Here is a 20,494-nt window from a genome sequence, read left to right as displayed (position 1 = left end):
TAAATAGAAGTTAGGAATCAGTCGAGATAGAGTCATCTTCGGTAAACTGCTCGATCGCTTCTAGCATTCCTTCTGAGTATGGCTCTAAGATGGTGGTGCAAACGTGAAGCTCAGCTAGGGCATTACAGAATTCATCGGAGTCTGGACTAGTTGTTTCAAGAATGTTAATGGCTGCAATGGCGCGTTTTAGTTGGGGTTGGTATTCTGCCATGTGGCGTTTGAGGCGATCGATTGGTTGTTTGTAGGTTGTGTTCATCTTTTGAGTCTCCTTTCTAGTTTTGCAATTTGGTTATGACAGTTTGCTACGGTTTTCTCCCAGTGAGCGATTAACCCTAAATCTTGATTTTCAATGGGCTTTTCTCTTTCTTTTGCCAGTTTTTGTAAATGTTCTTCAAGTGCTTTGTATTGTCCTTCTAATTGAATGCGGTACTTTTTGTTGTCGGTCATTGTTTATAGTATGCAATTTAAAAGTTGGTGAACTCAGCCTATAGTGAGATCGCCATGATGATCATCCTTTTATCGTAGTTATATTTTATACCCCAGATCTCTAAATCTACAAGGCGATCGCCTCTCATCAAACCCAAACAAAACCCAATGATCGCGTTGGTAGTAAACAATCGGCGATCGCGAATTGCTTGAGGATGCTGATTATGATGGGCGATCGCTGTCAATGTTACAGAAAATTGCTGGCGCTCTCAATCAAAAAGTTGAAATTAAGTTTTCAGCGATCGCTTCTTGAGACAAGTTTGGTGTAGGCGCTGTTTTAGTTTGCAGGAAATTAACGCCTTTTACAAGTGTGAGCGATGCTTTTGATGCTATTCGGGAGCTTTATGATGATTTAGGGAAAAAATTACATCACCATGATATTTTAGAATCAATTTAGCAAACACACTACTTACTTATACTTACAAGATTATGGACAGCAAATTCAGCCGCCGCAGCTTTTGTATGAATTTTCTATTTGCGACAACGAGTTTGCTGTCCAAAGATTTACTATTTCCCGCACCTGCCAATGCGAATGAAAGTCTTAAAGAAAAAAGTTTTGCAACCAGACAAACAATAGGAAAACATCTTGTTTTTATCCCTTATACAGTTGCAAGACAAGGCGGTACACAGGTGATCAATTTATATTCTGGAAAGCCTTATTCATTGTCCATTACTAATCATTTTCAAGATGGCAGATCTATCAAGATTCGCGGTGCTAGTGAACAGGGAAGTGATCTTGAATTTGAAATCCATACTCTATATGATTCAGAAACAAGAATTGCTGATCAAATATACAAAGAAATCGAAAATGCTCAATTTATTGAGTCAACCAGTAAAACAAAGTGCAAGCTTGTTTATCAAGACATTGAAGACGGAAAGTTTGTTGAGGACATCGAAGCTTTAGAACTACTGGATTATGTGGTATCAAGTTCTAAACTGGATCAGAATATATCTCAGCGATATCAATTAGCCAGCAATAACTCTCGTCTGGTTGGAATAATTCAGGCAATTGACGCAGCCTTAGCGACATCAAACTTTACTGGGAAGACAAAGAACTTATTAATGGCAACCTTTGAACTAGTCAAAGCTAGTCAACCAATACCAGATTTTAATATTCTTACACAGCTTGATTCAATCGTTCTAAGTTCAAATCTTTCTGACTCAATAAAACAAAGTTACGTTCTAGGTAGTGCTGTTTCTGGGGCTTCAACTGTCGATTATTTGATAGTCGATAAAATTGGCAATGATAAAAGATTAAGTTCTGAGCAGAAAAAGCAGTATCTAGAAGTTTATCAGGAGGTAAGAGATGGTAAACCTAGTACAGATGCAACCACTCTCAATCAATTGGATTCTTATATATTAAGTGACGATAACTTGTCTGCAAATGCTAGGCTTATTTATCAAGAAGCTCGCCATCAAGCTTCAGTTCAAGGGAAAGACTTGATTGAGCAAATTTCCCAATTAAAATCCAAAATATCTGATTTTAAAAATGTAACTCAAACGGCTAAAGAAAATGCAAGTAATCTTTTACCTCAAACCACCAAACTGTTATCAGAAATTGGTGTCAAAGCTGGCACGGGAATCTCTATTGGTAGTCTGTCTGGTGCGGCTGCCACCAATGCCACACTAGCATGGTTAGGTGGCGGTTCAGTCGCTTCTGGTGGATTTGGAATGTTAGGTGGTTTAACTGTTGTGACGGGAGGATCGGCTTTAGTTGGTGCAGCAGGTATCATTTCCTTAGCTTTATTCTCACAAATGGATCAAGAAGATCAGAAAAACTTAGGTGTTGCAGTTGGCGGCGGCACAATTGCAGGGGCATCTGCTATGCTAGTCGCTTGGACAGCAGCTAGTACCTTTGGCATAGCGGAAACACTAAGCGGCGCTGCGGCTGCTAGTGCCACAATGGCTGCGCTAGGAGGGGTAAGTGTGATGACAGGCGGAACAGCTTTAATAGCTTCAGGTACGGCATACTTAATTTGGTCTTTCTTGAAAAGTAATAAAAAAAGAGATCAAGGTTATTTAGAACAGTTAGAAGCACGAATATATACCCTAACCGAAGAACCTAAATTGGAATCTTTAGCTGGCTTTATCACTCAAAACATCCAGAAAAAATATTTTGATGAGAAACACTTTACTGCTCCTGACTTACCTCTTGATAAGTTGTCTAATGTTTTGAAATCATGGGTTGAAATTGAGTCTGGTGAAAAAGTAGTTGCTCTGATAGATACCAGCTTCTTCAATGATGCCAAAGAGGGAGTTATTTTCACTGATCAAAGAGTTATCTGGAAGCGTCCACTTGATAGTAGCCATTCCTTATCTTACGATGATTTAAATGATACTTTTAATCAGAGAATTGGAACATTACTGATTCAAGAGAGTTCTCGCCATAATTTAGATGATTTAATTAAATTATCGGATGCGCTACCTAATCAACAAGAACACCAGAAATTTACTCTAATGCTTGAAGAAATTGTTGGCAAGTATGTTAGTCTATACAATTCTAACTAATTTTGCTACTTCCTCATACTATTTTCTTGATATTCCCTCAAATAAACTATGCAAATTCTCCTCCCAGATAGCGTTACCGAGAAACTACAAAGCACCAAAAGCCTGCTTGATAACGCCGTCGATTCCGTCAATCAAAATGTTCAGCAGGTTAAATCTGTAGTCACAGAGATTACTAATCAATCTATTGAAACTATTAATCAAACAGCAATAGACGCAAAACGTAGTTTCACTGAAGCAGCAAACAATACCCTAGGTAATGTTACCGAGAAAGGTGGTCAGCTAGTTAACAGTATAACCAATGCCACTAACACCCTAAAAGACTCCTTACACACTGCTATTGAGAAAATTGATACCCTCAATCAAACCTTATCCGATGGGATACAAGCTTCTATTAACTCATCTTTGAATAATTGGATTGATCAACACCCTCAACTAGTTTGGTGTATCAATCATCCCCTACAATGTTTGAGTATCTTTTTAGTAGGCATGATTCTATTTTCGGGATTATTAGGCGCTCTCTCTAAACTCACCGAAAAGTTTTGGCTATTGGTTTTGAGCTATCCTGCTAAGATACTTGCAAATATTTGGATGTCAATTTCTAAATCTCTAAAGCAAAATAATGGAACTCAAAACACTGACACCAAAAAGCGCATCACAGAAATTCTGAGCCGATTAGAGTCTATTAGACAAGAACAAGCCCTATTGTCACAGGAATTAGAATCTCTCCTGAAATAACTTTCCAGAAAACAATAACAGTCAAACTACCAAATAATCCTAACCAAATTCGCAGCACAAATATTCTGATCACAACTCAAAAGAGCCACCTGATTTCCTTGCTCCTCTACCACCAAAGCCGTTGATACAATCTGGTGATCGTGCATCTCATTGATAGAAGTGAGGTTGACACTTTTCTCAATCACATTAGCATCAAGTGGATAGATAGAGAGTCGTTTATCTTGCTTCACTACCTTTAGCAAAGCATCAACAGAAGGAATCGAAGTCTTGCCACGACTCACAATCCATACCGACTCCGCCAAAGCGATCACAGGTAAAATTAATTCACTACTTGAATCCGCAAGAATTTCTTTAGCAGTCACCCCTAAACGAGAATTACCTTCCAAAAACTAGATTAAAGCATGGGTGTCAAGAATATATTTCATATTGCTAGAATTAAACCCAACCAAGAGCATCGTCAACATCGCCATTAAACTCAGCATCTCTAAAATCAGCTTCAGTCGATTGTTGAGAACTTGAAAACATCCCAAACGACATAAACTGACTAGCAGGACTAACTGACTGAGGCTTAAAGAAAGCCACAAAAACTTGGCTCTCCGTAATATCTTGGGGGATTTCCGCTAACTCGATCTTACCGTTTCGATATATTCCTTGGATTGTCTGTAACATAATAGTCTGCGCTGGTTAATTTTAGCGATCGCCAATAAATTGTAGCACTACAACATTTTAGCTAATAATGGTAAAGCGATCTGATTTTGTGGGATTAGCGGCGATCGCTTCATTGGCATGAAATTACGAAGATGTATAATATGTCGATATTTATCATCGGTGAAAAATATGACTACACTCCTGCAACAAGCGATCGCCAGTCGTTTTCTAGATGAAATACGAGACGAGCAAGAATGGCAAATCCGCTTTACAAATACCACCAACGAACAATGGGATTTCATGGCAGAAATGGTACGTCAAGAAATTGCAAACAGCCAAACAGTTCCCATTAAAGAAGTTTTCCCATCTTAGCCATGAAATCTAGCGTAACCAACTCCTTTCGTAAACAACTGGAACAACTTCCAAAATCAGTTCAAGAACAAGCAGACAAAGCCTATGCGCTTTGGCAAACAGATCTATACCATAACAGCCTTCAATTTAAACGTGTAAGGCAAAGGCAACCAATCTATTCTGTCTGAATCAGTCTAAATTATCGCGCTTTAGAGCTTTGGGAATCTGACCATATTTATTGGTACTGAGTTGGTACGCATAATGAATATGATGAACTGCTTAAAAGAATGTGACCCAACTAAGAATGATGTTGTGCGATTAGGGGCGATTGGTTGGGCGATCGCGCTGAATAGCTTGATTTGATATAATCCGACAGGAAATACATTACAGAGACTTGGTTTATGGTGCGTCAGTTGAAAGATCGGGTGGTTGGCTTAATCGATCGCTACAAGTCTCAAGTGGATTTTTTGGCGATCAGATTAGAGCGATCGCATGGCACGGATATATTTTTGCGGAGTGGCAAGGTGGAAACCCTTAGCACAGGCATATCCATCGGAGGACAGGTGCGGGTATGTCATCGCGGCGGCTGGGGATTTGCCAGTTTTAATGGAAAGAAAATATTCAGACTATTTTGCGTATTTACCTCGCTTTGTTGGTAAGATCCATATTAAGTTAGTCGTAAATTACCATGAGCAAAGCGCTAGGCATCGATTTAGGGACAACAAACTCAGTTGGAGCATTTAGTGAGGTCGGGGTGGAAATCGTTACAGGAGTAGATAATACTTCTCCTGATCGCAAGCTGACTAGATCAATAGTTAGCTGCATTGACAATCAAATCAAGGTGGGAGAATCTGCCTATAACAATCTGGGGCATAGTCCAGAAAATACGATTAATTCGATCAAGCGATTAATTGGGCGTGGGTTTGCTGATCCGAAGGTACAAGAGCATAAATCGAAGTGTGCTTACAAGGTTACAGCGCATAGCGATGGCACTGAAAATAGTATTGGCGTTTGGATGGGCGGTAAGGAATATTCACCCGAAGATATTTCCGCAGAAATTCTCAAAAAAGTTGTGAGTAATGCTATTGTTTATCGCCGCGATCGCCTTGGTAAGCAAAATGAAGTGATTAATCAGGCGGTAATTACAATTCCTGCTTATTTTAATGACAAACAGAAAAATGCCACGCGATCGGCTGCTTACAAAGCAGGTTTAACACCTTTAGAGTTGCTCTCAGAACCAACGGCGGCGGCGATTTCCTATGGATTTAAGCCTGATAGTGATGATGTAAAGACAATTTTGGTTTATGACTTTGGTGGTGGGACATTTGACGCTTCTTTGATTGTGGCGGCGGGTACTCAGTTTATTGAGCAAGGCAAGGCGGGGGATCTTTGGCTCGGTGGTGATGATGTGGATCTGAAGTTGACTCAATTTGTGAAGGAACAAGTTGCTAAGCAAGAGGGTATCAGAGATATCGATCGCTTGATTGACAAAATGCCTCACTATGAGAAATTACGGTTCATTGCCGATCTCAAGTTAGCCTGTGAAAAAGCTAAGGTGGAGTTGAGTAAATCTACATCTACGATCATTTCCCCTGCTACGCCTCTCAAAGATGATTTAGGGATCGGGATTCCTGTAGAAGTGGAGATTTCGCGATCGCAGTTTGAGCAGATGATTAAACCATTGGTGGCGCGAACAATTCAGATTTGTCATGAGGCTTTGCAATTATCAGAATACACGCCTGATTTAGTAGATGTAGTGCTTTTGGTGGGCGGTTCATCACAAATTCCCTATGTGCAATCACAGGTGAGGGCTGCATTTGGTAATGAGAAAGTAGTTATTCATCCACGTCCGATGTATGCGATCGCCGAAGGTGCGGCAATTGTTGCGGCGGGTCGCATTGATAAAGTGGGTACTGTGTCGCGGGATTATTGCATCAAGTTGGTTGATGATCCGCGCTATCTCATTATTCGGCGTGGCGATGTTTTGCCAATCAAAACTTCGCATACTTTCAAATTAGTTGATGATGGACAAAGGCTAATTCGTTTTCAATTCTTTAGCCCAGATGAAGTGAGCAAGGATCTTGATGGCAAAAGCAACGATGAGAGTATTGGAGAAGTCTGGCTGTCTTTGGAACAGGACTATCCAAAGGGAACAGAGATTCAGACTTTTTTAGAGTTGGATGAAAAAGATAGTCCGCTAAAGGTTCATGCTCATTTAAAGAATGACCCTAGCGTAAATGTATCTTGCCAGTTTTCACGAGGCAAATCTGATGAAGAGGTTCTTAAGGAGACGAAGCAAGTAATTCAGGAATTGAATGAACTTGGCTTAACTAAGTTAGGAGTTGCCGCCGCTACCGAAAAAATCTCTGCTGTTATCAAAGCGGCTAATCGGATTGTTGACAATAATACAGATAAAATTCGCCCTGATATGCTTCAGACAGCACAGAAAGAACTTGAATCTCTCAAGGTGATGATGTCGAAGGAAAGGCTAGAGGCTGAGTCATACATTAATGAGTTTGAGCGGATAACTAATATCTGTGGCGATCTAATACCTTCAGCGCAGAAGCAAAGAATACAGAAGTTGTCACGCGAATTGCAAGAGGCAATTGATAAAAATAATATTTCTGGAATGCAGGTGGTTACTGAACGCGCCGCACAGGAAATTCAGAATTTGCCCGATCGCGTCAGCCTAATTATGCTTTGTGTGGTGGGAATCCGTAAGGCAAGCCAAATCAATCCATCAGAGGGTCAAGTTATGGCAAGTAAGTTAGATCGGATGATCTCTGCGATGAAAAACAATCAAGATATGCAAGTCTCCAGAATGGCAGAGGAGCTATTCCCTATGGTGGAGCGCTATGTTGATAAGCGAATGCCAACATCAGCAATTAGTACAGGTTTGTCTCGCTAGTTTTATTCAATTCTATTTTTGCAAGAGTTCAAATGACTGAATCTATCAAACTTAACTGCCCTGTCTGTGGTTATCAAGACCTACAAAAAAGCATCTGTCCCAATTGCGATACAGATGTGTCGTTATTGCGATCGCTTTTAGAGTTACCGATTTTGCAAGCTGCAAGTGATACGCCTATTGAGAATATTCAAAATGTACCCAAGGAATCGAAACTTCCCAAAATTTGGCTATTAGTATTGCTGGGTATAGCGATTGGTTTTGTAATGGGTGGTTGGACTGGTTACTCTATGTTTCAGTCTGTCATCGGCGATCGCATTACCAACAATCCCAATCCATCATTGGCAAACAAGCCTGAAATTGTAGCAACGATAAAAGCTACGCCCAAAAATCAACCGATATCGACTAAAAGTTACATTGTTCAAAGTGGTGATTCTCTTGAAGATTTAGCCCAAAAGTTATGTGGCAATAGCGAAAAATGGCGTGATTTTGTGGTTGTAAATCCTAGTTTAATTGGGAGAGAAAGTGCTTTAGAAGTTAGAGAAAAATTGATCATTCCTCAAAATTGTAAAGGAGAGTAATGATTAATGTTTCCTAAACTAATCAATGTGATTACTAAATTCTGGTTAGTATTTTTATTGCTTTTTGCTATTGGTTGCGTGATAGGTTGGTGGCTGGCTTACTCGATCACGCAACCATCTAAGGAGAATCTCCAAAATACATCTAAGCCTATAGAACTTATCTATACTGTGCAAAGTGGTGATTCTCTGGTTTATTTGGCAGAAAAATCCTGTGGCAGTCGTGAAATATGGAAAGATTTTGTGACTGCAAACCCTAAGCTGATTGGCAGAGAAAACAATTTAGAAATCGGTGAAACATTAGTCTTTCCCCAAGTATGTTTAGAGAGAGCCACTTCTGCCAAGAGCGGCAATCAGATTTTGAACTACTCTCTATTAGTATTTTTAGTGATTATTATCATCTTTCTCTCTCTATTTCTATTTCTATTTGCTACAGGACTCTGGTCTGACAACTCTATGTTCACTAAACCAATTAATTCCCTGACTATTATTTGTTGTGGGGTGGGAATATTTGATATTCGCGATCGCGTTAGTCAAACGAAAAATCTTCTAGTCAAATCTGAAGAACGGGCTAAAGCAAAGCGACTCAAAGAAGCAATTCAGCTTGCTAAAAGTGGAACACGCCTATGGAGCCAAAATCCTAATTTTTGGGAGAAATTGTTTCGGAAGTGGTTTCTTAGCGATCTCCTGATTAAGCTAGAAGAATCTTCAAAGAAATGGAGTGGGCAGATGCAAAATGCTCAACGCCTAATTCAAGAAGGAAATAATCTGCTTACCTTAGTTTCTAATGATCCTAAAGAATATGAAAATTTAGAAAAAGCGCTTCATTGCTTACAAAGAGCTAAAAATCTACTATTCGATCCCAAAGTTAATGAGCAGGTAAAATCCTACAGTTCTGAACTACAACAACGTAAACATTGGTTAGAACTTTTTGAAGATGCACAGGCAAATGCTTTAGCTAAATATTTTCTAAGAGCATTGCCAATTTATGAAGAAGCACAAAAATTTTACAATACAGATGAACTAAATGAACTGATTGCAGTTTGCAAGGCAAGCGCAATTGCTGAAAAACAATATTACCGAGAATTAAAAAATGCTAAATCTTTCTGTCAGCAAGCTGATTTTCCAAAGGCTTTTAAAGCTGCAAGAATGGCGATCGCCTCTTTCCCCCGTGAAGATGGACAAAAGTTTTTACGCAGTCTTGAGCGCATTCTCGAATCTAAGACAATTTTTCAGAAAGGGTTGCACCATGAACAGTCTAGAGAACTAGATCTAGCTTTAGATTGCTACACCAAAGCTTATAAGCTAATGCCAGACTATTTAGAATGTCGCTTTCGACAGGTTATTGTTGCTTGTAAACAGGAAAATTGGGAACAAGCATTAAATTTTCTTGTTGGTTTGAATGGCGATCGCGCCAGTTATTTGCGTGGTTTTATATTTGCTAAGAACCAAAATTATGATGAAAATGCAAGAGAATGGCAAAATATTCGCTCGTCTGAATTGGATACTCAACGCTCAAAGTTGAAGATTATCAAGCAAAAAGCTTATCTTTTGGACTTGCAAGCGATCGAGAAATTTGTCGATCAAGGTGAGATTGAGAAAGCAGCTAATATCAGCCACAAAGCCCTAGAACGCCATCCTCAAGCTGAAGTCATTCGCAAAAATTTAGATACACATATTCTCCCTCGACTAGATTCGGAAGCATGGAAACAGACTGAAATCAACTGGAATGCTTTGCTAGAAAAAACGCGCTCTATTTGGTTAGAACGTCCCAACATACAAAGTTTGCATAATTGGGCTGTTGCTGCTTATTATTGCGCGATGAATGCAGAGTATCCAAAGCTCGACTTGATTATGGAATTTAATGCCAGTTGGGGAACTGCGATCGCTAATCTGCCAGACGATCCGTCATTAAGTAACTTACCTTGGTTGGGTAATTCAACCCCAAATCGATCTCAACTCAAGCAAAAACTAGAAGAACTTTGGGATCGCGTATTGGATCGTTTTAAAGGACATGATCTCAATTCCTATATGCAATTACGCGACTGGCAACGTCTTGATCGATATACGTTGAATATTCTCACAAGTTCGGCTGAAGCAAGCATTAAGTTAGGCTTAGTTTTCATCTTACCTAGCGCCATAGATTTTTTAGAACAACTTGAGAAGTCAAATAATAATTTGACAAAATTTATGCTGGATCTACAATATCAATATCAACATAAACTCTTGCCGACATCTTCTCAACTATCACTTTTTTATTCTCCTTTAGGAATAGCGATCGCTGCCTGTCTTGATGGTGATGTTGAACGAGGCTTACAACTAAAATACTATAATTCAGGATATTTGAATCACAAGGAGCATCTCAACAATGCCCACGCAATGCTCTCTTACTTTGAGTGTTGTCATCTGCTGAAGAAAAATCAATGGCAAAATGCTCTACAACTAGCGAAGCAATTCAAACAGTCAATTCAAAAAAATTCTGAATGGCTCAGTGAAATAGATCGCCTATGCAAGTTAATAGTACGCGAACTGGACGAAAAAGATCAAATAACATTTGCTAAGTTATGGCTGGAAACGACTTCTAGTAAAGCATCTAGAAACTATTATACAGAATATAAAACCGAAGAAATTCGGATGCAAATTGGCAAAGAAAGAATTACGCCTGCACAAGGATTATCAAAATTGCGAGATCTTACTGTAAATGAAGCTAATAGCATTGATTCTAACAATCCTGTTTATCGAGATCTCATTAATCGCATTGAAGTTGTAATTGCAAATGAAGATGTTGTTAAATTTCTTAAAAGAGGCGAAACAGAAAATGCTTTTAATCGTGCCATGCGTTCTGGGAATCGTGAAGTCAAACAAGCATTGGCTGAAGTTCTATTCAACATCTTGCAAGAAGCTGATAGACAAGGCAGAATTAGCTATGGCGAAAGAATACAAGTAGTTGGCTGGATTACTCAGTTAGTCCCTGATCTGGTAAATTAGTAATCTCTAAGCTCGATAATGTAAAATTTATGTTTATTAAGTAGGCATTGTCATGACAGCAACAATCACCAATCACATCGAAATCACCACAGGAACTTGTAGCGGTAAGCCGCGCATCGCTGGACATCGGATTACAGTGCAAAATATTGTCATCTGCTATGAAAGGATGGGGATGTCTCCCGATGAAATCGTTTATCACTATCCCAGTATTAACTTAGCCGATGTTCACGCTGCTTTAGCTTACTACTATGATCACGTTGCCGAAATTAGACAAGATATTGCCAATGATGAAGCATTTGCCAAAGAAATACAGTTACAACATCCTTCCCTAGTTCAACGAAAGCTAAAACTCAATTATGGCTAGGGAAATCAAACTTCATTTAGATGAAAATGTAAGCAACGCGATCGCTAATGGGTTGCGTATGCGTGGAATTGATGTAACAACGACTCCAGAGCAGAAACTCATTGCTGCTCCTGATGACATACAGCTTAAATTTGCGGTTTCTCAAGAAAGGGCGATTTTCACTCAAGACATTGACTTTTTAAGAATTCATCGTCAAGGAGTCAATCATTTAGGAATTGTCTACTGCCCACAGCAAACAAAATCCATAGGACAAATTATTCAGGGAATTGTCTTAATTTGGGAACTGCTGACACCTGAAGAAATGATTAACCATATCGAATATTTATAGACTCAATAGTTGAAAGTAATCATGGAACGAAATCCTTACGATATTTTAGGTTTAACATCAGCATCATCTAAAGCTGAAATCACGAAAGCTATGGCAACAGCCATGAAGCAAAAAGCTTATCCCATTGATGCGATCGCTAAAGCTCAAAAAGCTCTGATGAAACCAGAAGAGCGATTAGTTGCCGATTTTTTATGTCCGATCTTACCAACGCTGCAACGTTTTGAGCGCTCAGATTTATCAGCTTTACAAGAAGAATTACCCACCCTAGAAATTTTGCCCGAATTTGAAGGACTAGGCGATACAATTCGCACTATTAAAGATGTTTCTGAACTTGACCTTCAGTTTGGGCAAACCTTAGCAGACTCACTTACTTTAGATTTTGAGGAATAGATAATGAGTAATCAAAATATGAACTTGGTTATTAAGACAGAACTTCGCGATCGCCTTTTCCAAAGTATGAGTAGTTTACTAAAAGAAAAGGCAGAATTAAAACAAAATATTCGTAATAATAGTAATGATACTGAAGCTGAAAAAGATGCTTTGTTTCTGGAATTGCTAGAAGTTATTGATACTCTTGATAATTTGACAACATCTTTAGAAAACAGCCTTGAAGCTCTCCCAGAAAGCCATCAACGTTTACCTCGTGCAATTGGCTCCATTCAACGAAAACTTTTGATGACATTACAAAAACAAGATGTTTATCCAATTGTCATTCCTGAAAAAGAAGCTGTCGATGTAAACCTATGTCGTATCCTTGAGTCCGAAAATCGTGATGATCTGCCAGAGCGATCGCTTGTAAAAATCCTCAAAACTGGTTATATGAACGGTGACAAAGTTCTGCGATCGGCAGAAGTTATCGTGGCTAAATCTACAAGTCCAAAAGATGCGGACTGAAAATTTTTCCACGATAGTTTTATTCCATTACAGTCATTCGCGATTCGCGATCACTCTACACAGCATAAATTATGAATTTCAGCATAGTGCTTCGCACTATACTGAAATCCTCTAGGGGTTCTAGTTTGATATAATTCGACAGGAAATACATTACAGAGACTTGGTTTATGGTGCGTCAGTTGAAAGATCGGGTGGTTGGCTTAATCGATCGCTACAAGTCTCAAGTGGATTTTTTGGCGATCAGATTAGAGCGATCGCATGGCACGGATATATTTTTGCGGAGTGGCAAGGTGGAAACCCTTAGCACAGGCATATCCATCGGAGGACAGGTGCGGGTATGTCATCGCGGCGGCTGGGGATTTGCCAGTTTTAACGATTTGGCGAGTTTAGAAATGCGGATTGCTGAGGCGATCGCGGCGGCGAAATGGGTGGGTGATGAGCAAACGATACTTGCTGAAGTTGCACCAGTGCAAGCACAGATCTCATTGGTGACACCACAGCCAGAGGTCAGTTTGAGCGATAAAAAGGCTCTATGCAGTCATTACACCGATATTTTGCGATCGGTCGGCGATCGCATCATTAGTACTGCTGTGCGTTATGGCGACTGCACCCAGCAAATTCTCTTTGCCAATTCTGAAGGGACGCTCATTGAGCAGGAATGGTCGGATTGGGAAATGCGCTCTTCTGCCACGGCTAGGCAGGGAGACAATGTGCAAACTGGTCGTGAAACCTTCGGCTCCCGTCGTGGCTATGCTGATTTATTAAATCAAGAAAATCAAGTGATGGGGGCAGCCCAGAGGGCGGTGAGGGCATTGGACTTGGCAACCGTTGAGGGTGGCAGTTATACGATTGTCATCGATCCGATATTGGCAGGATTGTTTGTCCATGAGGCTTTTGGGCATCTGTCGGAAGCGGATATGCTCTATGAAAACCCTGATATGCTGGAAACCATGAGTTTGGGGCGGCGGTTCGGCTCAGAGGATTTGCAAATATTTGATGGCGCGGCTCCCGCAGGGCATCGTGGCAGCTATCTCTATGACGATGAGGGCGTACCCGCCTCCACCACGCAATTAATCCATGATGGCGTATTGGTGGGCAGATTGCATTCCCGTGAAACCGCAGGCAAATTGGGAGAGGCAGTCACAGGCAATGCCCGTTGTTTGGACTATCACTATCCGCCCCTAGTCAGGATGACGAATACTTGGATTGGTAGAGGTAAAACCCCAGTATCGAGCCTCTTTGATGATATCGATGTGGGTATCTATGCTAAAAACTGGCAAAGCGGCATGACCAATGGCGAGATGTTTACCTTTACGGCGGGTGAGGCATGGATGATCCGTGATGGCAAGATTGCCGAACCTGTGAAGGATGTGACCATTTCAGGGAATGTATTTGCAACCTTGGCAGATATTGAGGCGATCGCCGATGATTTTGCTTGGGATGAGTCGGGCGGCTGTGGCAAGGGCGGACAGAGTGGCTTAGCGGTGGGCTGTGGTGCGCCGAGCTTGCGAATTAAAAACGCGATTGTGGGAGGAGATTGTGATGGCGAAATATAGCCCCAGACTTAAGGAGATGAATTTGGAGTTAGTGCAGACGATCGCCGAACATCAATTGACGGAGGATCGCTTAAATCTACAACTAACCCGCTTAAAACTGATGTATGACTTTGTGTCAGCGTTAAATGCCGCGCAAACCCTCAATGAAATTTATCAGATTGCCCTTGATGGACTATGTGCCGCCCTACGAATTAATAAAGCGATCGTCATGGTGGAATCAGCGCAGGGACTAAAGTATGAGGCATCAATGGGAGTGAGTAATACTTACAGTCAATCTATTGAGATATTTTTTGATGATTTCTACAGCGATCGCCCTAATCAGTCAAATCAATCAGCAGATTTGCCTAAAACCTTCCCCCATAGTGCCACCTTACCCAGCGATCGCCAATTGCAAGAACTATTCCATCAAGAAAAAATTGGGGCTTGGGCGATTTTCCCCCTTGATTATGAACTTAGGCATCTAGGTGACATCGTGGCTTGTTTCGATGAGCCGCGCCAGTTCACCGAAGAAGAGGTGCAGCTTACACAAACTATCGTTACTTACATTGCGATCGCCCTCACCCGCAAACAGGCAGAACAGGCACTCAAAGAAAGCCAACAATTCATTCAACGCATTGCCGACACCACCCCCAGCATTCTCTATATTTACGACATCGAAGAGGGGCGCAATGTTTATTGCAATCAAGCGATCACCCATATCCTTGGTTATACCAAATTAGAAGTTCAGGTAATGGGTGAGCAGTTATTAGGAACGCTTTTGCATCCAGAGGATCTCGATAAAATCAGTCAGCATTACAATCGGATTAGGAAAATTCAAATTAATCAAGATATCAATCCTGCAATAGCATTAGATAAAAATGCCGATGGTCTATTTTTAATTGAATATCGAATGCGCGACATTCAAGGCAAATGGCGCTGGTTTTATAGTCAAGAAAATATATTTTTATACGATCAAAATGGCTATGTCAAACAGGTGATTGGTGCTGCTTCTGATATTACTAAATTAAAGGAAATTGAGAATAAATTGCAATCATCCTTAGCCGAAAAAGAAGTACTTTTGCGCGAAGTACACCATCGCGTTAAAAACAATTTAAGTGTGGTTGATAGCTTGCTGTCAATGCAAACAAAATATGTCAAGGATGCAGAAGCCCTAAAATCAATTTCCGATAGCCAAAGACGCATTCACACAATGGCATTAATCCACGAACAACTGCATCAATCACAGGATTTTGGCAAAATTGACTTCTGCGAATATCTTCAGCGTTTAGTCAATAATCTCTACAGTTCTAATAGTGACAATATTAATCATGTGGATTTAAAAACCGAACTGAACCCCGTTGTTTTGGATATTGATATGGCAGTTTCTATGGGCTTAATTGTGAATGAGCTATTAACCAATGCTTTTAAACACGCCTTTCCCCATCAAGAACAGGGCTTAATCGCGGTAAAACTCTATAAATCCGATGGCGATCGCCGCCTAAACTTGATCATTTGCGATGATGGGGTCGGAATGCCCGCACAAATTAACTTGCAGGATACTAATTCCCTTGGACTGAGATTGGTAAGGATTTTGGCACAGCAGCTAAGGGCAAATCTGAAAATGTCATCGGCGATCGGCACAAGTTTTCACCTGACCGTGGATTTATAATGGGATTTATAATATTTATAATATAAATGGCGCAAAGCGTTATTTACATTAGGCGATTAACAAAAACCTTGAATCAAGCATATTTTCAATCAGAGCATTTGTTGTTTGAACCAACAACTCCCAACCATGACGCGATCGCCTTGGTCTTTGCCTTCCCCAATAGCTATACAGTGGGCATCACCAGTTTGGGCTATCAGGTAGTTTGGGCAAATTTGGCTAGACGCGCAAATATTAATGTCAGTCGTTGGTTTACCGATGCTCACGAAAATCTGCCAAGGGACATCGAAATTCTCGGCTTCTCCTTTTCGTGGGAACTAGATTATGTGAATATTTTGGCGGCGCTAAACCAGTTTGAGATTCCCATTGATAGCCGCGATCGCCAAGATCATCATCCCTTAGTATTTGGCGGCGGACCAGTTCTCACTGCCAATCCTGAACCCTTTGCCGAATGGTTCGATCTGGTGCTATTGGGGGATGGAGAAGAACTAATTGGCAACTTTCTGGAAGCATATCAGACTGTGCGTGATGCTGGTCGCATGGAAAAATTGCGCCATCTCGCTAAAATTCAAGGCATCTATGTCCCGCAACTTTACCATGTCACCTATGATGCTCCCGATGGTGCGATCGCCGCAATCACTCCCATTGATAGCGATATTCCTGCGATCGTGCAGAAACAGACCTACAAAGGGAATATATTATCAGCTTCAACGGTGGTGACAGAACGCGCCGCTTGGGAAAGCATTTTTATGGTGGAAGTGGTTCGCAGTTGTCCCGAAATGTGTCGCTTCTGCTTAGCCAGTTATTTAACCCTGCCCTTTCGCAGCGCCAGCATTGAGTCCAGTCTCATCCCTGCGATCGCTGAAGGATTAACCGTCACCAATCGCCTTGGACTATTAGGTGCATCCATTACCCAACATCCCGAATTTGATAGTCTATTAGATTATCTTGCCCAACCCCAATTCGATCAAGTGCGCCTCAGTCTTGCCTCAGTGCGTACCAATACCCTCACCGAAAAACTAGCACGAATTCTCTCCCAACGCGATAGCCGTTCTGTCACCGTAGCGATCGAGAGTGGTTCGGAACGGTTGCGGCAAATTATTAATAAGAAACTGCACAATGATGAAATCACACAGGCGGCGATCAATGCTCAAGCGGGCGGATTAAAAGCACTGAAACTATATGGCATGGCGGGCGTACCAATGGAAAATGATCGGGATATTGAGCAAACCATTGAGATGTTAATTTCCCTCAAAAAAGCTGCACCCAAATTAAAAATCACCTTTGGCTGTAGCACCTTTGTGCCGAAATCCCATACGCCTTGGCAATGGCAAGGGGTGAGCAAAACCGCCGAGAAAAAATTGCAATATTTCCGCAAGCAGCTACAGTCCAAGGGTATCGATTTTCGCCCTGAAAGCTACAAAGATTCCCTCATTCAAGCCCTCATCTCACGGGGCGATCGCCGCCTCACCAAATTACTGCGCCTAGCCTGTACCTACGGCGATCGCGAATCTCCCAGTGATGGTTCTTACAAAAGAGCCTTTAAAGAATTGCGCGGCGAATTACCACCCTTAGAATGGTATGTCCATCAAGATTGGGCAGTTGATCAAATTCTACCTTGGCAGCATTTGCAAATTGCCTTACCTCTCGCAACCCTAATCAAACATCGCGCCATGTCATTTAGCGAGATTCAAAACCACGACCTTCTGGATTTAAGCGCAAACCGCAGTAATTAGCCATGAGTTCCGACTATGCCAAGTCAAACAAAAGAAATTCGGCATTGCCCTGAGCGATAATCTCCAAACTATCAGCGCGATCGCTAGAAACCGCATCTCCTGCCTGCAACCTCAGAGAGCCAATACTCATTTCACCTTTAGCCACCTGTATCCAAGTATAGCGATCGGGCTGTGGCACATAGACAACACTCCGAGCATCTTCCAAAATGGAAGCATAGATAAGGGCATCTTGATGGATTTTGACAGAGCGATCGCGCCCATCGGGAGAAGCGATCAATCGTAATTGATTGAGCTTTTCTTCCCTGCTATAGAAAATCTGCTCATAGCTAGGTGTGACATTCTGCTGATTAGGAAGAATCCAAATTTGCAATAAATGCGCGGTTTCTGTTGCCAAAGGATTAAATTCACTATGGGTAATCCCAGTACCTGCACTCATTCTCTGCACATCGCCCACTTTAATGATCGAGCCATTACCCATACTATCGCAATGTTCTAGCGCTCCATCAAGCATATAGGTAATAATTTCCATGTCGCGGTGAGGGTGTGTGCCGAAGCCCTTGCCTCCTGCGATCTGATCTTGATTGATCACCCGCAAAGCCCGAAAAGACATATGCTGCGGGTCATGGTAACTAGCAAAGGAAAAAGTATGATAACTATCGAGCCAGCCGTGATTGGCATGACCTCTTTCTTCCGACTTCCGAATTGTCAGCATAAATTTGACTCCGTTTTACAGCTTTTTACAGTTTAGTATGTGCGCCGTCACAAAATGGAGCATTGCCTGTCTGTTTGCAGAGACAGAGCGCCACTTTTTTGGTTTCGGTGACTGCAAATGATAGAGGCACAAACCCTGTCCCCTTATGTGCGCCATTGCAGTAGGGCTGATTAGTAGACTCGCCACAGGTACACCAGTAATAGGTTTTGGGTTCTAGTTCCAGAACTATGGGCTTTTTGTCAACAATTTTGGCATTGTTGGGAGAATTAGGGGCAGGATTATTGGTTGATTCACTCATGGGCTTGTCCAAATGCGTTATGCAGCATAGTTATGGAGCATAGTATAGTTGTACACATTCATTGAGTAAAGTATGCACTTTTTTGTAAGGTACATACTAAAAAGATACTATGGTAGAAAGCTTTGTTAATGCTAGCCTTTGCGACCTAAAGCTAGATCGCAACACTCATCAATCTAGCTGTCCTGTTGAAGCCACCCTTGAGGCGATCGGGGGTAGATGGAAAGTGCTAATTCTCCATCAGTTATTTGGTGGTACTAAGCGCTTTGGTGAGCTACACCGCAATCTGCATGGCATTACCCAAAAGATGCTGACCCAACAACTGCGAGAAATGGAACAGGATGGATTAATCCATCGCGAGGTCTATACACAGGTTCCGCCCAAGGTGGAATATTCGCTTACGCATCTAGGAAAGACGTTGCAACCAGTCCTAGACGCGATGCACCTATGGGGCAAGAGTTATTTAGGACTCCCTGAAAAAGCGTCAATTCAAGGGTGAAATACAACTTCATTAGGTGCGACCTCGACTTTATAGCCCCTTGCGGCGTAAGCATTCTGACTTTCGCTAGTTCAGATCGTAATTCTGTATACCAAAACAGTCATTACTTTCCAAAAATTATCATATTATCTACAGACCATTGATATTTCGATGGTCTTGTGGTAGCCTCATAGGCAAAGTTAGTAAGTTAGTGCGTCCAAGCTTTGTAACAAAGCTTTCAAATACTTCTAAATTTCAAAACTCAGGCAACAGTTCTCTAACATCGACTAAACTAAGCCCATCTAAACATTCCAATTAAAATTATGCTAACAGCCTTAAATAGCATCCCAGCAAAAGTATGCATTGCTGCTCTCTGTACCTCTGCTGTCTCAATCAGCGTCCTAACTGATTCTGCTAATGCAATATCTCTCATCGGCAATCTTGATGGTACAAATGGTACTGCTAGCCTTATCGATACAGATAGAACTTTAACTGTTCAGTTTACAACGCCAAACTTACCTACCGCTAACGACAAGTTCCAACTCAACAATATTAGATTGAGGGTCTCAAATTTCAGAACAAACTCTACCGCACCTAGCGCTGATAAGGTGTTGCTGTCAATCACAGACAATGCCAACGGAAATAGCTTTTTTGGCGATGATCTATTTACAACCTTTAGTTCACCTACATCTACTGTCAACACTCCACGGACGATCACCTTTACGCCTAGCAGTACATTCTTCTTTGAGCGTAACACTACTTACTGGCTATCTGTAGCTGCGTTTGATTCAGGTACTACATTCAATTGGATATCTAATGCCGCGAATACTGCCCCAACAGGTGGTCTCGCATCTCTGGGAGCTGGAGGCTACAAATACACTGTCGATGCTGGCGGCGACGGTTTCACTGCTGCTGTACCAAGTTTCGGTTCTTTTGACGTTGATGTAACACAGGTACCATTTGAGTTTGAAGCATCGGGTGGATTGGTGATCTTGGGCGGTTTATTTTTAGCTAGGCGGCTGAAAGCTCGCAAAAAAGACAACAACGTTGCCTAGTGCATCGCTTGATTACAAAAAGAGCCGCGCAATGCGCGGCTCTTTTTTTTGCTGACTAGGACTTACACAAACAGCCCTGTAATAACAATACTTCGGACATAAAAAAAGGGGAACAAAAAAGCTATTCATCGGATAAGGTGCAAGTAATGAATCAAAGCACCAAATGAATAGCATTAATGACATATTACCGAAAGTAGCAACCAAGGCACAACAGAAATTTCTGTCAATCCTG

22 protein-coding genes and 2 pseudogenes are annotated in these 20,494 nt (G+C 41.4%); 17 read left to right on the top strand and 7 right to left on the bottom strand.

Annotation, left to right across the window (positions count from 1 at the left end):
- Nucleotides 1–10: 10 nt before the first annotated feature.
- Genes H6F44_RS06465 through H6F44_RS06455 form a run of 3 tightly spaced genes read right to left on the bottom strand, consistent with a single transcriptional unit; the run spans nucleotide 11 to nucleotide 671 of the window.
- Nucleotides 11–256, bottom strand: coding sequence for a hypothetical protein (locus H6F44_RS06465; RefSeq protein ID WP_190350142.1), 246 nt, complete (start codon nucleotides 254–256; stop codon nucleotides 11–13).
- Nucleotides 253–447: a hypothetical protein gene (locus H6F44_RS06460; protein ID WP_190350141.1), complete on the bottom strand. Its 195-nt coding sequence runs from the start codon at nucleotides 445–447 to the stop codon at nucleotides 253–255. Before H6F44_RS06460 ends, H6F44_RS06465 begins: the two co-directional genes overlap by 4 nt.
- Nucleotides 448–485: 38 nt before the next feature.
- Nucleotides 486–671: a hypothetical protein gene (locus tag H6F44_RS06455; RefSeq protein WP_190350140.1), complete on the bottom strand. Its 186-nt coding sequence runs from the start codon at nucleotides 669–671 to the stop codon at nucleotides 486–488.
- 244 nt (nucleotides 672–915) lie between these two features.
- Here H6F44_RS06455 and H6F44_RS06450 point away from each other — a divergent pair, with 244 nt between their 5' ends.
- Together H6F44_RS06450 and H6F44_RS06445 are read left to right on the top strand one after the other, a co-directional pair.
- The gene (locus H6F44_RS06450) at nucleotides 916–2,994 is read left to right on the top strand and encodes an interferon alpha-inducible IFI6/IFI27 family protein (RefSeq protein WP_190350178.1); all 2,079 of its coding nucleotides are present in this window, start codon (nucleotides 916–918) and stop codon (nucleotides 2,992–2,994) included.
- Between the two features lie 48 nt (nucleotides 2,995–3,042).
- The gene (locus H6F44_RS06445) at nucleotides 3,043–3,729 is read left to right on the top strand and encodes a hypothetical protein (protein WP_190350139.1); all 687 of its coding nucleotides are present in this window, start codon (nucleotides 3,043–3,045) and stop codon (nucleotides 3,727–3,729) included.
- Nucleotides 3,730–3,755: 26 nt separating this feature from the next.
- Here H6F44_RS06445 and H6F44_RS06440 read toward each other — a convergent pair whose 3' ends face one another.
- Both H6F44_RS06440 and H6F44_RS06435 read right to left on the bottom strand, forming a co-directional pair.
- On the bottom strand, nucleotides 3,756–4,115 hold the full coding sequence (locus tag H6F44_RS06440) for a PIN domain-containing protein (RefSeq protein ID WP_199302022.1): 360 nt from the start codon (nucleotides 4,113–4,115) through the stop codon (nucleotides 3,756–3,758).
- Nucleotides 4,116–4,164: 49 nt separating this feature from the next.
- The gene (locus H6F44_RS06435; RefSeq protein WP_190350138.1) at nucleotides 4,165–4,398 is read right to left on the bottom strand and encodes a hypothetical protein; all 234 of its coding nucleotides are present in this window, start codon (nucleotides 4,396–4,398) and stop codon (nucleotides 4,165–4,167) included.
- 168 nt (nucleotides 4,399–4,566) lie between these two features.
- Here H6F44_RS06435 and H6F44_RS06430 point away from each other — a divergent pair, with 168 nt between their 5' ends.
- The 13 genes and pseudogenes from H6F44_RS06430 (at nucleotide 4,567) to H6F44_RS06375 (ending at nucleotide 17,722) form a co-directional block, all read left to right on the top strand.
- Nucleotides 4,567–4,749 (top strand): hypothetical protein, encoded by a 183-nt coding sequence (locus H6F44_RS06430; RefSeq protein ID WP_190350137.1) that lies wholly within the window; start codon nucleotides 4,567–4,569, stop codon nucleotides 4,747–4,749.
- A gap of 2 nt (nucleotides 4,750–4,751) precedes the next feature.
- Nucleotides 4,752–4,976 (top strand): annotated as a pseudogene (locus H6F44_RS23950) (ParE family toxin-like protein).
- A gap of 153 nt (nucleotides 4,977–5,129) precedes the next feature.
- A pseudogene (locus H6F44_RS06425) lies at nucleotides 5,130–5,336 on the top strand (PmbA/TldA family metallopeptidase); the annotation flags it as partial.
- A gap of 80 nt (nucleotides 5,337–5,416) precedes the next feature.
- The gene (locus H6F44_RS06420; protein WP_190350135.1) at nucleotides 5,417–7,636 is read left to right on the top strand and encodes an Hsp70 family protein; all 2,220 of its coding nucleotides are present in this window, start codon (nucleotides 5,417–5,419) and stop codon (nucleotides 7,634–7,636) included.
- Nucleotides 7,637–7,668: 32 nt separating this feature from the next.
- Entirely contained in the window at nucleotides 7,669–8,214 is a 546-nt protein-coding gene (locus H6F44_RS06415; protein ID WP_190350134.1) for a LysM peptidoglycan-binding domain-containing protein, read from the top strand.
- Nucleotides 8,215–8,220: 6 nt separating this feature from the next.
- Nucleotides 8,221–11,199: a hypothetical protein gene (locus H6F44_RS06410; protein ID WP_190350133.1), complete on the top strand. Its 2,979-nt coding sequence runs from the start codon at nucleotides 8,221–8,223 to the stop codon at nucleotides 11,197–11,199.
- 52 nt (nucleotides 11,200–11,251) lie between these two features.
- A complete protein-coding gene (locus tag H6F44_RS06405; RefSeq protein ID WP_190350132.1) occupies nucleotides 11,252–11,563 on the top strand; it encodes a DUF433 domain-containing protein in 312 nt (103 codons plus the stop codon).
- Nucleotides 11,556–11,891, top strand: coding sequence for a DUF5615 family PIN-like protein (locus H6F44_RS06400; RefSeq protein ID WP_190350131.1), 336 nt, complete (start codon nucleotides 11,556–11,558; stop codon nucleotides 11,889–11,891). The genes H6F44_RS06405 and H6F44_RS06400 overlap by 8 nt, the downstream gene beginning before the upstream one ends.
- A gap of 21 nt (nucleotides 11,892–11,912) precedes the next feature.
- Nucleotides 11,913–12,281 carry a molecular chaperone DnaJ gene (locus H6F44_RS06395; RefSeq protein WP_190350130.1) on the top strand — a complete coding sequence of 123 codons (369 nt, stop codon included), beginning with the start codon at nucleotides 11,913–11,915 and terminating at the stop codon, nucleotides 12,279–12,281.
- A 3-nt stretch (nucleotides 12,282–12,284) separates the two neighbouring features.
- Nucleotides 12,285–12,785, top strand: a complete 501-nt coding sequence (locus H6F44_RS06390) for a nucleotide exchange factor GrpE (protein ID WP_190350129.1) — start codon at nucleotides 12,285–12,287, stop codon at nucleotides 12,783–12,785.
- A 167-nt stretch (nucleotides 12,786–12,952) separates the two neighbouring features.
- A complete protein-coding gene (locus H6F44_RS06385) occupies nucleotides 12,953–14,341 on the top strand; it encodes a TldD/PmbA family protein (protein ID WP_190350128.1) in 1,389 nt (462 codons plus the stop codon).
- Nucleotides 14,328–15,989: a sensor histidine kinase gene (locus tag H6F44_RS06380; RefSeq protein WP_190350127.1), complete on the top strand. Its 1,662-nt coding sequence runs from the start codon at nucleotides 14,328–14,330 to the stop codon at nucleotides 15,987–15,989. The genes H6F44_RS06385 and H6F44_RS06380 overlap by 14 nt, the downstream gene beginning before the upstream one ends.
- A 26-nt stretch (nucleotides 15,990–16,015) precedes the next feature.
- Nucleotides 16,016–17,722 carry a B12-binding domain-containing radical SAM protein gene (locus tag H6F44_RS06375; RefSeq protein WP_190350126.1) on the top strand — a complete coding sequence of 569 codons (1,707 nt, stop codon included), beginning with the start codon at nucleotides 16,016–16,018 and terminating at the stop codon, nucleotides 17,720–17,722.
- Between the two features lie 13 nt (nucleotides 17,723–17,735).
- Here H6F44_RS06375 and H6F44_RS06370 read toward each other — a convergent pair whose 3' ends face one another.
- Both H6F44_RS06370 and H6F44_RS06365 read right to left on the bottom strand, forming a co-directional pair.
- Entirely contained in the window at nucleotides 17,736–18,434 is a 699-nt protein-coding gene (locus H6F44_RS06370) for a pirin family protein (RefSeq protein ID WP_190350125.1), read from the bottom strand.
- A 25-nt stretch (nucleotides 18,435–18,459) separates the two neighbouring features.
- Nucleotides 18,460–18,732, bottom strand: a complete 273-nt coding sequence (locus H6F44_RS06365) for a CDGSH iron-sulfur domain-containing protein (RefSeq protein WP_190350124.1) — start codon at nucleotides 18,730–18,732, stop codon at nucleotides 18,460–18,462.
- A 109-nt stretch (nucleotides 18,733–18,841) separates the two neighbouring features.
- On the opposite strand from H6F44_RS06365, the gene H6F44_RS06360 reads away from it, so the two are divergent.
- Nucleotides 18,842–19,228: a winged helix-turn-helix transcriptional regulator gene (locus H6F44_RS06360; protein ID WP_190350123.1), complete on the top strand. Its 387-nt coding sequence runs from the start codon at nucleotides 18,842–18,844 to the stop codon at nucleotides 19,226–19,228.
- A gap of 302 nt (nucleotides 19,229–19,530) precedes the next feature.
- Entirely contained in the window at nucleotides 19,531–20,262 is a 732-nt protein-coding gene (locus H6F44_RS06355) for a PFE-CTERM domain-containing protein (protein WP_190350122.1), read from the top strand.
- The last annotated feature ends 232 nt before the right edge of the window (nucleotides 20,263–20,494 follow it).

Source organism: Pseudanabaena cinerea FACHB-1277 (genome assembly GCF_014696345.1).
GTDB lineage: Bacteria > Cyanobacteriota > Cyanobacteriia > Pseudanabaenales > Pseudanabaenaceae > Pseudanabaena > Pseudanabaena cinerea.
This window is presented reverse-complemented; position numbering and strand designations above follow the sequence as displayed.

What these genes read in the sequence shown, in the direction of transcription:
- H6F44_RS06420 (WP_190350135.1), top strand. Translation starts at nt 5,417, where the DNA reads ATGAGCAAAGCGCTAGGCATCGATTTAGGGACAACAAACTCAGTTGGA.
- H6F44_RS06355 (WP_190350122.1), top strand. Translation starts at nt 19,531, where the DNA reads ATGCTAACAGCCTTAAATAGCATCCCAGCAAAAGTATGCATTGCTGCT.
- H6F44_RS06390 (WP_190350129.1), top strand. Translation starts at nt 12,285, where the DNA reads ATGAGTAATCAAAATATGAACTTGGTTATTAAGACAGAACTTCGCGAT.
- H6F44_RS06360 (WP_190350123.1), top strand. Translation starts at nt 18,842, where the DNA reads ATGGTAGAAAGCTTTGTTAATGCTAGCCTTTGCGACCTAAAGCTAGAT.
- H6F44_RS06365 (WP_190350124.1), bottom strand. Translation starts at nt 18,732, where the DNA reads ATGAGTGAATCAACCAATAATCCTGCCCCTAATTCTCCCAACAATGCC.
- H6F44_RS06405 (WP_190350132.1), top strand. Translation starts at nt 11,252, where the DNA reads ATGACAGCAACAATCACCAATCACATCGAAATCACCACAGGAACTTGT.
- H6F44_RS06430 (WP_190350137.1), top strand. Translation starts at nt 4,567, where the DNA reads ATGACTACACTCCTGCAACAAGCGATCGCCAGTCGTTTTCTAGATGAA.
- H6F44_RS06445 (WP_190350139.1), top strand. Translation starts at nt 3,043, where the DNA reads ATGCAAATTCTCCTCCCAGATAGCGTTACCGAGAAACTACAAAGCACC.
- H6F44_RS06395 (WP_190350130.1), top strand. Translation starts at nt 11,913, where the DNA reads ATGGAACGAAATCCTTACGATATTTTAGGTTTAACATCAGCATCATCT.
- H6F44_RS06375 (WP_190350126.1), top strand. Translation starts at nt 16,016, where the DNA reads ATGGCGCAAAGCGTTATTTACATTAGGCGATTAACAAAAACCTTGAAT.
- H6F44_RS06460 (WP_190350141.1), bottom strand. Translation starts at nt 447, where the DNA reads ATGACCGACAACAAAAAGTACCGCATTCAATTAGAAGGACAATACAAA.
- H6F44_RS06410 (WP_190350133.1), top strand. Translation starts at nt 8,221, where the DNA reads ATGTTTCCTAAACTAATCAATGTGATTACTAAATTCTGGTTAGTATTT.
- H6F44_RS06465 (WP_190350142.1), bottom strand. Translation starts at nt 256, where the DNA reads ATGAACACAACCTACAAACAACCAATCGATCGCCTCAAACGCCACATG.
- H6F44_RS06380 (WP_190350127.1), top strand. Translation starts at nt 14,328, where the DNA reads ATGGCGAAATATAGCCCCAGACTTAAGGAGATGAATTTGGAGTTAGTG.
- H6F44_RS06450 (WP_190350178.1), top strand. Translation starts at nt 916, where the DNA reads ATGGACAGCAAATTCAGCCGCCGCAGCTTTTGTATGAATTTTCTATTT.
- H6F44_RS06385 (WP_190350128.1), top strand. Translation starts at nt 12,953, where the DNA reads ATGGTGCGTCAGTTGAAAGATCGGGTGGTTGGCTTAATCGATCGCTAC.
- H6F44_RS06435 (WP_190350138.1), bottom strand. Translation starts at nt 4,398, where the DNA reads ATGTTACAGACAATCCAAGGAATATATCGAAACGGTAAGATCGAGTTA.
- H6F44_RS06370 (WP_190350125.1), bottom strand. Translation starts at nt 18,434, where the DNA reads ATGCTGACAATTCGGAAGTCGGAAGAAAGAGGTCATGCCAATCACGGC.
- H6F44_RS06415 (WP_190350134.1), top strand. Translation starts at nt 7,669, where the DNA reads ATGACTGAATCTATCAAACTTAACTGCCCTGTCTGTGGTTATCAAGAC.
- H6F44_RS06400 (WP_190350131.1), top strand. Translation starts at nt 11,556, where the DNA reads ATGGCTAGGGAAATCAAACTTCATTTAGATGAAAATGTAAGCAACGCG.